The organism is Desulfonatronovibrio magnus (genome assembly GCF_000934755.1).
In the GTDB taxonomy this organism is placed as follows: Bacteria; Desulfobacterota; Desulfovibrionia; order Desulfovibrionales; family Desulfonatronovibrionaceae; genus Desulfonatronovibrio; species Desulfonatronovibrio magnus.
In genome coordinates, this window is sequence record NZ_JYNP01000061.1 from 1 (window position 1) to 11812 (window position 11812).

Genomic DNA, 11812 nt, shown 5'->3' on the forward strand with positions numbered 1-11812 from the left:
ACCCTCCAATCCTCTGTATGGGGATGTCATGATTCGCAAACTCAGTTCTGCGGCCCAGATGAGCATGGATGCAATGAACTTTCCCCCTCATGCGCCAGCCTATCTTCGCGCAGGTATATTAGATATGCACCAGCTGCTGACTGATTTTCAGAATTTCTGGAGGGAAAACTCCGCAATCTGGCAGGAACGTTTTCAGTACAAGGAAGCTGCTCCACACCTGATTCTTATGGCCTTTTTGCAGCGCATCATCAATTCCGGTGGCCGGATAGACCGGGAAATGGCCACAGGTCGTGGTCGCATTGATGTGTGCATCCATTATGAAAATCAGCGTTACCCGCTGGAAATCAAAATTCGTAAAGACGCCCAGACCCTGGCGGAAGGCAAGGCGCAGTTGGCCCGCTACATGGAAACCCTGGACTGCGATGAGGGCTGGTTAGTTATCTTTGACCGGCGCGTAAAGCCCTCCTGGAAAAGCAGGCTGTTCTGGAAAACCATAAAGGCTGATCAGCACACGATTCACGCTGTGGGGTGCTGAAAGTTCTAAAATCTTGAGTTTTAGAGCAAAGTTCCTGTCCTCTTCTTTCCATAAAAGGGTTGGCTCTTCGACGTTTCATGTGGAATTTACGTAAAAGTCCGGCACACTGCGCAATCTCTGTTCGGAGCCCCAGCCGGAGGCATCTCCGTCCGTCGCCCATGATTGAAGTAGGCACGAGAAAGCTAAGCCCGTCAAGGCATGGCGAAAACCATCCCCGAAGGGGACTGCCTTGACGGGCTTGGCGCTAGTGCCATCATAAAGGGGGCGAAAAGAGTCTCCGGACACTACATGATTTTTGCTGCAATTCCACATAAAACGTCGAAGAACCTATCTTTTTTTGGGTTGCGGGTACAATCCGCGTTAGACATAATATATGTTTTCAGTTCTTAACCCACTGATCTTCCTTCCTGCTCCAGCTTGGCATTTAAAAATCTGGCCCCTGATTCTGACAGGCCCAGTTTTTGTGCAGCATCTTTTATCCCTACATTTTTATCGGCTTTAAGTACAGCGACAAATTCTTTTTCCAGCTCTTCTAGCCAGTCCTCAAACAGTGGTAAAAGATCCGGCTCTGAAATACTTGTCAGAATTTCTGACCTGGATACTCTGTCAACCAGTGATTTGCAAATCTGAGTTGGATCGACACCTTCGTCCAGACATTTAGCCAGTCAGAGATGAACCATGCTGGATACTTTATCATCTGCATCACTACTGAAAAGGCCAAGAATATAATGAACTCTTTCCTCTTCATTGAGCTGAGAAAGCAGTTTGACCATCGGCATTTTCAGTATTTCAAGGGAATCTTGAGGCTCCATGGAGTTTAAGGCACTAAGTATCTGAGTCTGGGCGGAGTCGTGTGGGGTTGACATAATAGGTTTTGCTCCTGAAGATTTTTAACTTGGGTTGTATGAAAAAGCGCTTAGAAAAAATACATTCTTGATTTTAAGAGAGTGTCCGACATGCTGTTCAGGGTTTTAACAAGGTCAAGAATCTTTGGGTCTGCTAATTGATAATAGACAAACGGCCCTTTTCTTTCAACCTGAACAAGGCAGGTCCTTTTAAGCTCCCGCAAATGATGCGATACCAGAGGTTGTGAAAGATCAAGCTTTTCAACCAGGGCGCTGACAGACTGCTTTTCATTTCCTAAGCATTCCAGGATGCGCAGCCGGTTTTTGTCTGCCAAAGACTTGGCAAGCTGGGCCGCATTAAAGTATCTGCCTGCTTTCATTTTGTCTGGTTCATCCTGGGACAATTTGCTCTCCTTGTACTGTCCATGTGGGTGGAGATATTTATGCTTCTTGAAAGCCACTGATCAGCATGTCGGCTTAAACTATTCTCATCGTATCCCACAAAACACATTAAATGTCACGGCTAAGTCTTACGTTTCAGTTGCAATTAAAAGCACAACACTTTGTCTGCCTCGCAAATCAGTTTGTAAAGTTCCTTTTGATTTGATTTTTTCAGTCTCTCATCTTCATCCACACCGTGGATGCCCATGGATTTCTGTCAGGCGGCGAGAGACCCTTCACTCAAGGTGAAGATTTTGGCCTGCTCATTTATAGGATACTGCTCTGAGTCTCCTTGATTGTAATTTACAGCAGGTCCGTTGAGAAAAATGTTCACATCGTCGTCATGGTTTAACATAAGGTTTGCCAGACGAAAGGCATTCCAGATAACTTCCGGATCAGGGGTTGAGACAATCATGGTGCAGTTCATAAATCCTCCTTGGTTGTTATGATTTGGCTTTTTTGCCGGGAAGAAAAAAATCAGACTTGGTATGTAATGAGCATCTACAAGCGTATAAATAGATATTTATATGTTAACTGACAGCTGTCAATACATGGATTGAAAGTTTTCATAATTGGGGGCATGCTAAATTCTTGAAAGACAAAATTTCTGACCCAGGAACAGCCTCTAAAATGAGGGAAGGCCTGGAAAATTTCTATTCGGTGATCAAAGCACAGGATGCTAATATCAGGTTCGCCATTCTCGCCGGGGTTTCCAAGTTTTCCCAGGCCACCATTTTTTCCGGGCTCAACAATCTGAGAGATATTACCTTAAGTCCACAATACGCAACCATTTGCGGCTATACGGAATCCGAGATGACCGAGGTGTTTGCCGAACACTTAGAAGGAAAAAACCTGGAAGATATCCGTAAATGGTACAACGACTATTCCTGGCTTGGAGAGTGCGTTTACAACCCTTTCAGTATTCTTAATTATCTGCAGGAAGGTGAGTTCAGCAACTACTGGTTTGAGAGCGGTACACCAGAATTTCTGCTCAAGCTGTTTCTTGCCCGCAAGTACCTGGCCCCCAACCTGGAAAACACCGTGGCCACGGCACGTCTGCTGGGCAGTTTTGATGTGGACAGCATCGAGCTCGAGACCATGATGTTCCAGACCGGGTATCTGACCATTCAGGAACGTCAGCAGTTCGGCAATATGATCGCATACCGGCTGGATTATCCTAATTTGGAATTGCGCATGAGTTTTGCGGACAGTTTCTCTGCGTTTCTGGTTTCACATCGGGATGTTTATGAAAAATGCAAAAAAGATCTGTATCAGGCTCTGTCAGCCGTCCGGGTCGATGATGTCAAAAAGGTCTTTCGCGCCCTGTTTGCCGCCATTCCCCACGAATGGTACCGCAAAAACAAGCTGAACGAATACGAAGGGTATTACGCCTCTATTTTCTATTGCTCCTTCACAGCTCTGGGCTTAGATGTCACGGCCGAGGATACCACAAATCACGGCCGGATTGATATGACTGTGCGCCATGAAAACCGGGTCTTCATCTTTGAATTCAAGGTGTTGGACCTCGACAAAACTCCGGGCACGGCGACTGGAAAATGCCGGGTATGGACGGAATATCCATGGCTCGCGAGATTAAACAGCTGCCCATTAAACACCAGCCCGGTCTGCTTATGGCTACTGCCTACAGCGATGAACTGAATATGGAACATGCCCATCAGGATCTTTTTTCCCTTGTCATGCGCAAGCCTGTTACTGTATCAGTATTGAACGATGCTCTGCTGTCGGTTCTGTCGGAAGAGAAAAGTGAAGAACGTTTTGTCAGCACATGTGATCTTGATATGGAGCTTGCCAAAAGACAGGGTTCCCGTATTCTAATGGCGGAGGACAACGTGGTTAACCAGGACGTGACTGCACAGTTGTTGCGTGATGTGGGAATGGATGTCACCATTGCAGGGGATGGGATGCAGGCATTAAACTTGTTCAAATCAGAATCTTTTGATCTGATCATCATGGATGTGCAGATGCCGGAACTCGATGGTCTGGAGGCAACGAGGCGCATTCGTGAGCTTGAGGCTGCGTTAAGAAAGAACAGTAAGGAACAGCCCGGCGCTTCAATTTCAAACCAGACTGCCCAAACCAATGTTCATACGCAAAAGGGCATAAACATTCTGGCCATGACAGCCAACGCATTTGGCGAGGACAGAGAGATATGTCTTGAAGCCGGAATGAACGACCATATCCCCAAGCCTGTAGATCCCTTGGTGCTTTATAAAACACTTGTGCTGTATCTCAAGCCAAGGCATACAGTTGAAGATCTAACTCATGTATCCGACAAAATTTGCTGCAATTTGACAATGAACACTCCAGAGCCTGATGTCCCGGATTCATTGCGAAACATTCAGGGGCTTGATGTGGATGCCGGCCTGCGCACAGTGCGCTGCAAACCGGAGCGTTACCTGAGTATGTTGCGACAGTTTTTGGAAAATCATAAGCATGATGCTGAAAAAATGAATGCTGATTTTGCAGAAGACAATATCGAGGAATTGCAGCATAATGCTCATGCACTCAAAGGACTGGCAGCCAACATGGGAGCCAGGGATTTGTCCCTTGGAGCTGGTGAGCTGGAGGCTGTGTGCAAACATCAGAAAACTCATCGTATATCTGAAGCTCTTGATTTTGTTTCTGATACATTATCCAGGCTAATTGCAGATCTTTCTGAATTTTTTGCAGAGCTGAAATCTTCTACAGCCCAGAAAGATGAAAATGTTGAGGTGGATTATGTCCGGATCAGATCAGTTCTTGAGCAGCTTGAGGAAATGCTTGATAATAACGACACTGGCGCAGGAGAACTTTGCGATGCTGAAAAGCTGATGCTTCAGGCAGCTTTTGGAGAAACAGCAAAAGATCTTGTACGCAAGGTACATGATTTTGACTATGATGAAGCCATAGAAGTTCTTGGTACCATGAAGGACAGTTTATAAAGATTCAAAAAGGACGATACGCCATGATTGCCATTAAATGGAATAATCATTTCAATACAGGGATTCCGGAAATTGATCGTCAGCACCTTGGACTCCTTGGAAAGCTCAACGAGGTTGCACCGGATCTGGCCCGATACGGTAACAGACCAGTCAAGGACTTTTCCGGCCTGCATAAGTGGCTGTCCGGCTACGCCCGGGAACATTTTGCCACGGAAGAACATTTGATGGAGCATTACAAGTTAGACCCAAGGGTAACCATACCCCATTGCCAGTCACACCAGCAGTTTGTTGAGAAGCTGAATAGTTTCTCAGACAGCAGTGTAAACAATATGCAGGTAACTGGAAACCACCTGCTTTCTTTTATTGCAGGATGGCTTGTGGGACATATTCTGGGTGAAGACCAGACACTGGGGCGACAACTGCAGGCTCTGGAGTCCGTACTGTCCCCGGAACGGGCCTATCGGGAGGCCGGGGGTTACAGAACAAATCCATCCATTGAAGCGGTGACTGATATCCTGGTTCAGGTTTATGGTCAGCTGTTTAGCGGGGGGGGGATCAAGTAGAGGAAACTATGAGTGATAGAGAGACTGTGAAAATATTAGTAGTGGATGATATGCCCGAAAATATTCAGATATTGAGCGATATTTTGCGTGCTGACTATACAGTTCTGGCAGCCAAAAGCGGCGAGAAAGCTCTTGATTTTGTGGAGCGTCTTGTACCTGACTTGATTCTTCTGGATATCATGATGCCAGGTATGGACGGTTTCCAGGTCTGTAAAAGACTCAAGGCTGAAAAAAAGTGGGAGAAAATCCCGGTAATTTTTATCACAGCCATGAATGAAATAGAAGATGAAGCCCATGGTTTTGAAGTCGGGGCAGTTGATTATATTACCAAGCCTGTATCACCTCCCATTGTGCAGGCCAGAGTCAGAACACATCTTGCTCTGGCAGATCAGCAAAGAGCATGTGAAGAAACTGTAGAAGAGCAGTTGGCCACTATCAAGCAGGGGCAGAAAGATGCAGTGTTTATGCTTGGACAGGCTGGTCACTATAATGACGATCAAACCGGAGTTCACATCTACATCCTGATAAAAAACAACCTATTCCCTGGGCCTTGTTTCTCTCAGCAGTTCCAAGGCTTCGGTGTATTCGTAGTCATCAATCAACTGCCAGATACTTTCTGACTTTTCACCAAGGCAGGCCTTGAAAACTTTTCTAAATTCCGCAAAATGGTCATTGGCATGGGTGTTGTTTTCAACAAGAAGGCTTTCTAAAATGTCCAGGGCATCTTCAGCGATTTTTTTGTCCCTGGCAGTGCAGGGAATTTTTTCAGTTACAAATTCTGCACTTTCAGATCTGCCTGTAGATACCTTTTGATCAGTATTTTTATCCTGTCCGGCCAGGCTTGTTCCTCTTCCAGGCTGACAATCTACTGCCAGGGAATCACCATGGGCTTCACTCAAGGCATCAATCAGGGCCATGTGCAAATCTTCTGAAGTAACAGGTTTGGTCAGTACAGAAGAAAACTCATTTTTTGTGCTCTGGTATCCCGGAAACATATCACCGTATGCTGTTACCATCACACATGCAGGCTGCACCTTGAGGTCAAGTTTTCTCAATGCTTCCAGGGTCTGAATGCCGTCAATTTCCGGCATTTTCCAGTCAATAATGGCCACAAAATAAGGATCGTCTTCATCTTGAGCCTTTGTTGCGGCCATAAGGCCTTGGGTTGCTGAGCCGCAGGTATCCGCACGCATACCGATAGCAGTTGCCATTTCCTGCAGGATTTCCCTAGCCTGGTTATCGTCGTCAATGATGAGAGCGCGAATATTATTCAGATTTTTAAAAAGCTGAAGCCTGCCTTTTTCCACGGATGGCAGTTCAAAAGGAATCTCCACCCGGAAGCAGGCTCCTTCACCAAGGTTGCTTTCCACTCCAATACTGCCCTGCATCAATGATACAAGCTTACTGCTGAGGGCCAGGCCAGCGCCTGTGCCGCCAAAGCGTCTGGAAGATGAAGCATCCATCTGCTCAAAGTTTTGAAACAGTTGCTGAATCTGTTCCTCGCTCAATCCAATGCCTGTGTCGCAAACTTCAAACCTTACAGTAGCCCTTGAGTTATTTTGTTCAGTAACCCCGGCCTGAATGGTAATCACGCCCTTTTCAGTGAACTTGACTGCATTATTGACTAAATGTCCAAGAATCTGCTTCAGACGGTCGCTGTCCCCCAAAAGCAGGCAGGGCAGATCCTTGAGATCAACTTTAAGCTTTATCTGCTGGTTGCGGATATTGGTGTAACAGGCATCAATGATCTGGTGAATCAGATGTTCGGGCTGAAAAACTTTTTCTTCCAGAACCAGACTCTGCTGCTCTAAACGGGAAATGTCGATTATATCATTGATGAGCCCCAGAAGCTGGCGCGCGGAATTGGAGAGTTTTGTCATCTGTTCCATTTGACGCTGGGTAAGCGCTCCTTGCTGAACAAGATGGGCAAAACCCATAATGGCGTTCATGGGGGTTCTCAGTTCATGACTCATGTTGGCCAGAAAGGAGCTTTTGGCCTGGTTTGCGGCTTCCGCCTTAATTTTGGCTTCCTTGAGTTGAGCTGTGCGTGAGTCAACCAGCTCTTCCAGGTGTTTGAGAACCTTGTCTTTTTCCCTGTTGGCCTGTTCAGCTGCCTCCCGGGCCTCATTGAGCTCCTTTTGCTGTTTTTTGAGCTGGCGATTTTTTTTGTTTAATGTGCGGGTAGTGGTGGACAGTTCATTATTCAGCCGGGACATCTCTTCAATGATATCATTGGAGGATGCAGCTTCAGGCTCAGCAAAAAACAGGAGATTATCCCTGTCCGGTATCGTGTGACACTTTCGCCAGCTCAAGTTGCCTCTATTGTCAGGAAACCCCAGGGTTAAACTCAAGCCAGGGTTGTTTAAAAGTTTATCAAACCTGGCTTGATCATTTTCCCAGAGGAACTTCCCAAGTGGCTGCCCCACAATAGAATCCCTTTCTGAAGCAAGGATGAGCATGGAATCGCTGCATTCCAGAATGACTCCATGAATGTCCGTAACAGCAAAAAAAATATTGGACTGTTTAAGCAGGTATTGTCGTATCAGAGAATTGTTTTCGCTATGATACTCTGAAGCCATGCCTGTGCTCCGTTTGTTCCAGCCATTGCCTGGCAATTATCACTGCATCCCGGGCATCAACAGCCCATCCATCAGCGCCGGTTGTTTTCCATAAGGCGTCTTCGGCGTAAAAAAGGTTGTTGAATCCCAGATCGCGCAAAATGAATGCAATGCTTTTGCGCATTGTCTGATGGTCGTCTACAATAAGGATGGGAGTTTGAAAATTCATTAAAGTTTCACCAAGTGTTGATCATTCAGGAACTTAAACAGGGATTATGTTTTTAAAAAAATAATGGAGAACAAATTTGTTTTGGTATATTGTCAAGGGAACCAGCCTTAAGCATTCATGCCTGTTTGATGACCGGATGTGATTTTAGTAAGCTCAGTGCGGATTAAGCTATCAAAAAATGATATCCTCCCTTGCCACAAACTTTTTCCAGCGTCTGTCAGATCGCCGTAGTGAGGATAAACTTTCTGTTTTTAGTGTGCGGGTCCTGGCAGAGGTGATCTATCCGGTCAGTGTTGAAGCTGGATGTTCTTCTCTTAATGCCGTGGACTGTGTAGTTCTTGTGCAGTAGCAGTTCTGCCAGGTATGCTCCGTCCTGTCCTGTGATTCCGGTGATTAGGGCTGTTTGGGTCATAAAATTAGCAGGAAATTAAACTATCTCATTAAGCATCTCTGTGATGTTCTTTGTGTCAATCATAGCAATGCAAGATTATTTGAAGGCTGTAGTAGAAGTGTATCCGTTTAAATTTTATTGCCATGTTGTGCAATAGATACTGATATAATAGGCTTTTTGGAGGCAGGCAAGGGAAAACTGGAAGACCCAGGCTATGCGGTTAGATTATCTTTTCTGGGTTGTGGGCACAGTCCGCATTAGACAAGATGAAAGCTATCCGCAGGTCTGGTGTCGGGCGCTTCGTTGGAGATGCTTGTAATTAATCTCAATTTAATCTATATTTTACACAAGCACACAATATTGGTGATTTTTTTATCGCCAACACTCACTTCAAATTTTATCAGGTCAATTCAATGCCCCACACCTTAGATAAAATCCTGGCCCCTGGCGCAAGAATCCTTGTTCGCGATGCTGAATGGCTGGTGCGCCGGGTAGACCGGTCTTCCACTGGAGGTCAGGCCCTGACTTGTATCGGGCTGTCAGAGCTGGTCAGAGATAAAGAAGCGGTTTTTCTTACAGCCATTGAAGCCCTGAAAGCCAAAGTTCAGGTACTTGACCCCTCTACAACCAGCCTGGTTCCTGATAATTCCAGTCACTACCTTGACAGCAGACTCTATCTGGAAAGTCTGCTGCGGCAGACCCCGCCTACTGACGTAAACCTGTATATCGGGCATAAAGCAGCCATGGACATGGTTCCTTTTCAGCTTGATCCTGCTCTTCAGGCCTTAGATAAGCCCAGGCAACGCATTCTCATTGCCGATGCCGTGGGACTGGGTAAAACTCTTGAGGCCGGAATTCTTCTAAGCGAGCTTATCCGCAGAGGGCGGGGCAAACGCATTCTTGTGGTGACCATGAAAAGCATGCTCACCCAGTTTCAGAAAGAACTCTGGACCAGATTCACCATTCCTTTGACCAGGCTTGATTCCATCGGCCTTCAGCGGGTGCGTTCCCGCATTCCAGCCAATCACAATCCATTTTATTATTTTGACAGGTCAATAATTTCCATTGATACCTTGAAACAGGACAATGAGTTCCGGGTTCATCTGGAAAAAGCTGCCTGGGATGTAATTGTCATTGATGAGGCCCACAATGTTGCTGAAAGGGGACATGGCCGCACCCAGAGATCCCGGCTGGCCAGGCTTTTGTCAAAGCAGTCCGATTCCCTGATCATGCTCTCAGCCACACCGCATGACGGCCGGGCCAGAAGCTTTGCCAGCCTTATGAATATGCTCGATCCTACAGCCATTGCCAATCCTGATGATTATGGCCCCCAGGATATACAGGGCCTTTTTATCCGCCGCTTCAAAAAAGACATTCAGCATCAGGTTCAAGGCTCTTTCAAGGAAAGAAAGATCAGCACCTCTCATGTGGATGCCACACCAGCAGAAGAAACAGCCTTTGAAACCCTGATGGATATGAATATCCAGAACCTGGATAAAGGACGGGGCAGTGGTCATCTTTTCAGAACCATTCTGGAAAAGGCTCTCTTTTCCAGCCCGGCCGCGTGCATGGAGACAATAGATTCCCGGCTGAATCAACTTGCAAAGGCTTCCAATAGTTCATTATCTGCGGATATAGAAGCCTTAACTCGCCTGCGCCGGGATGTAGCCGCCATCGGCCCGGAGGATTTCAGCCGGTTCACCAGACTGATCAAGTTGATGACCGATCCCCAGAGTGAGCTTTTCTGGACAGGGCAGGATCCTTCTGACAGGCTGGTCATATTTACTGAACGTATCGCCACTCTGAACTTTTTAACTGCGCATCTGCCCGGCAGGTTGAATCTCAAGACGAAACATGTGGCTGCCCTGCATGGAGGTCTTTCCGACATTGATCAGCAAAAGATAGTTGAGGATTTTGGCAGGGATGAGTCACACCTGCGCCTGCTCATTGCTTCTGACGTAGCCTCTGAAGGAATCAATCTGCACTACCTGTGTCATCGACTGATCCATTTTGATATCCCCTGGTCCTTGATGGTCTTTCAGCAGCGTAACGGACGTATTGATCGCTATGGACAGGAAAAAACTCCTTTGATTCACTACCTGGTCACCACAAGCGTAACACCCAAGATCCATGGAGACATGCGCATTCTGGATCTGCTGATTCATAAAGATGATGAAGCAGTCAAAAATATCGGTTATCCGTCCGCTCTTATGGGGGTTTATGACATTGACGAGGAAGAAGCCCGCACTGCCAGGGCACTGGAAGAGAACCTGTCGCCTGAGGCTTTTGAAACTCAGTTACTTTCCGCTGACCAGGAGGACACCCTGGATCTTCTGGCATTTCTGGAACAGGGTCAGCAATCGTCCTCGTCAGATTCTGGCAAGGATCGTTTGGGTGAACTGCCAACCCTTTTTGCTGATGACTTTGATTTTGCCCTCAAAGGTCTTTCACGGTTGTTCAGAAAAAGCGATCTGAATTTTGACATTGATGAAGATAAGAGAATTCTGGAAATGGAACCTCCCCAGGACCTGATTCATAGATTTCGCTTTCTTCCCAGAGAGATCCAGCCCAGAAACGGGCGGCTTATTTTCACTGACAGCAAGGATCTCATTCAGGATGAAATCAAACGCTGCCGCAAAGACGAACTGGCCTGGCCGGCACTTCATTTCCTGTGGCCTTTGCACCCGGCCATGCAATGGCTCAACGACAGGGTTCAGACTTTTTTTGGCCGCCACGAGGCCCCGGTCCTGACCTTGCCCACCTTGAATAATGCTGAGATTATTTTTTTGTTGACCGGGATTATTCCCAACCGGAAAGGCCAGCCTTTAATTCAAAAATGGTTCGGCATTTCAATGGCAAATGTTTCATTCAAAGGGATTCTATCTTTAAAGGAGGTTCTGCAAAGGACTGAACTGGATAAAAGATCTTTTGCCAATCCAGGCGACTTCGGAGTCAGGCAGGAAGCTGCGGATTATCTGCCTCAGGTCATTCACAAGGCCAGGGAATGGATGAAGAATGTCCGCAGAGAGTTTGAGGATCATATTAATGTTCAGCTGAATCAGCAACTCAGTCGTCTTGAAGAACTCAGGGAGCGGCATATCCTTGAAATTGATCACCATCTCGGCTCCAAAAACATCTCTGAAAGCATCAGGCAAAAACGCAGGCAGGAACGACTACGGGAAGTAAACAGTCTTTTTGAAAACTATATTGACTGGATTGAAGATACTATGAGCACCGAAGACCATGCCTACATCAAGGTGGGGGCAGTGTTGCAGGGGCTGCGGGACTAACCCCTTAATAATTAAACT

The 11812-nt window shown here is 46.5% G+C and carries 11 protein-coding genes and 1 pseudogene; 6 read left to right on the top strand and 6 right to left on the bottom strand.

All coding sequences use genetic code 11. The features are described from left to right. Window positions 1-535 (top strand): DUF8371 domain-containing protein (locus LZ23_RS07760; protein ID WP_045213037.1); only part of this gene is annotated, 535 nt, incomplete at its 5' end. Between the two features lie 665 nt (window positions 536-1200). Here LZ23_RS07760 and LZ23_RS07770 read toward each other — a convergent pair. From LZ23_RS07770 to LZ23_RS07780, 3 genes are all read right to left on the bottom strand, one after another. After that, the gene (locus LZ23_RS07770) at window positions 1201-1401 is read right to left on the bottom strand and encodes a hypothetical protein (RefSeq protein WP_045213040.1); all 201 of its coding nucleotides are present in this window, start codon (window positions 1399-1401) and stop codon (window positions 1201-1203) included. A gap of 50 nt (window positions 1402-1451) precedes the next feature. Beyond that, window positions 1452-1784 carry an ArsR/SmtB-type metalloregulator TsoR gene (tsoR, locus tag LZ23_RS07775; RefSeq protein ID WP_232300437.1) on the bottom strand — a complete coding sequence of 111 codons (333 nt, stop codon included), beginning with the start codon at window positions 1782-1784 and terminating at the stop codon, window positions 1452-1454. 254 nt (window positions 1785-2038) lie between these two features. Further along, window positions 2039-2248, bottom strand: coding sequence for a hypothetical protein (locus LZ23_RS07780; RefSeq protein WP_045213041.1), 210 nt, complete (start codon window positions 2246-2248; stop codon window positions 2039-2041). A 164-nt stretch (window positions 2249-2412) separates the two neighbouring features. On the opposite strand from LZ23_RS07780, the gene LZ23_RS07785 reads away from it, so the two are divergent. From LZ23_RS07785 to LZ23_RS07800, 4 genes are read left to right on the top strand one after another with little or no spacing between them, the layout of a single operon-like run. Beyond that, a complete protein-coding gene (locus LZ23_RS07785; RefSeq protein ID WP_232300438.1) occupies window positions 2413-3480 on the top strand; it encodes a PD-(D/E)XK nuclease domain-containing protein in 1068 nt (355 codons plus the stop codon). Then, a complete protein-coding gene (locus tag LZ23_RS07790; RefSeq protein WP_198145933.1) occupies window positions 3387-4763 on the top strand; it encodes a response regulator in 1377 nt (458 codons plus the stop codon). Before LZ23_RS07785 ends, LZ23_RS07790 begins: the two co-directional genes overlap by 94 nt. A 23-nt stretch (window positions 4764-4786) precedes the next feature. Beyond that, window positions 4787-5326, top strand: a complete 540-nt coding sequence (locus LZ23_RS07795) for a bacteriohemerythrin (RefSeq protein WP_045213045.1) — start codon at window positions 4787-4789, stop codon at window positions 5324-5326. A gap of 8 nt (window positions 5327-5334) precedes the next feature. Beyond that, on the top strand, window positions 5335-5946 hold the full coding sequence (locus LZ23_RS07800) for a response regulator (protein WP_052507208.1): 612 nt from the start codon (window positions 5335-5337) through the stop codon (window positions 5944-5946). Here the strand turns inward: LZ23_RS07800 and LZ23_RS22440 are convergent. From LZ23_RS22440 to LZ23_RS23335, 3 genes and pseudogenes are all read right to left on the bottom strand, one after another. Beyond that, window positions 5863-7905 (bottom strand): ATP-binding protein, encoded by a 2043-nt coding sequence (locus LZ23_RS22440; protein ID WP_052507210.1) that lies wholly within the window; start codon window positions 7903-7905, stop codon window positions 5863-5865. The genes LZ23_RS07800 and LZ23_RS22440 overlap by 84 nt on opposite strands. After that, window positions 7886-8113, bottom strand: coding sequence for a response regulator (locus tag LZ23_RS25425; protein WP_045213046.1), 228 nt, complete (start codon window positions 8111-8113; stop codon window positions 7886-7888). Before LZ23_RS25425 ends, LZ23_RS22440 begins: the two co-directional genes overlap by 20 nt. A gap of 209 nt (window positions 8114-8322) precedes the next feature. Further along, window positions 8323-8525, bottom strand: a pseudogene (locus tag LZ23_RS23335) (GDP-mannose 4,6-dehydratase); the annotation flags it as partial. A gap of 392 nt (window positions 8526-8917) precedes the next feature. Between LZ23_RS23335 and LZ23_RS07815 the strand changes: the two are divergent. Then, window positions 8918-11794 (top strand): helicase-related protein, encoded by a 2877-nt coding sequence (locus tag LZ23_RS07815; protein ID WP_045213048.1) that lies wholly within the window; start codon window positions 8918-8920, stop codon window positions 11792-11794. Window positions 11795-11812 lie beyond the last annotated feature (18 nt).

What these genes read in the sequence shown, in the direction of transcription:
- LZ23_RS07770 (WP_045213040.1), bottom strand. Translation starts at nt 1,401, where the DNA reads ATGTCAACCCCACACGACTCCGCCCAGACTCAGATACTTAGTGCCTTA.
- LZ23_RS07780 (WP_045213041.1), bottom strand. Translation starts at nt 2,248, where the DNA reads ATGAACTGCACCATGATTGTCTCAACCCCTGATCCGGAAGTTATCTGG.
- LZ23_RS07790 (WP_198145933.1), top strand. Translation starts at nt 3,387, where the DNA reads ATGGACGGAATATCCATGGCTCGCGAGATTAAACAGCTGCCCATTAAA.
- LZ23_RS07795 (WP_045213045.1), top strand. Translation starts at nt 4,787, where the DNA reads ATGATTGCCATTAAATGGAATAATCATTTCAATACAGGGATTCCGGAA.
- LZ23_RS07800 (WP_052507208.1), top strand. Translation starts at nt 5,335, where the DNA reads ATGAGTGATAGAGAGACTGTGAAAATATTAGTAGTGGATGATATGCCC.
- LZ23_RS22440 (WP_052507210.1), bottom strand. Translation starts at nt 7,905, where the DNA reads ATGGCTTCAGAGTATCATAGCGAAAACAATTCTCTGATACGACAATAC.
- LZ23_RS25425 (WP_045213046.1), bottom strand. Translation starts at nt 8,113, where the DNA reads ATGAATTTTCAAACTCCCATCCTTATTGTAGACGACCATCAGACAATG.
- LZ23_RS07815 (WP_045213048.1), top strand. Translation starts at nt 8,918, where the DNA reads ATGCCCCACACCTTAGATAAAATCCTGGCCCCTGGCGCAAGAATCCTT.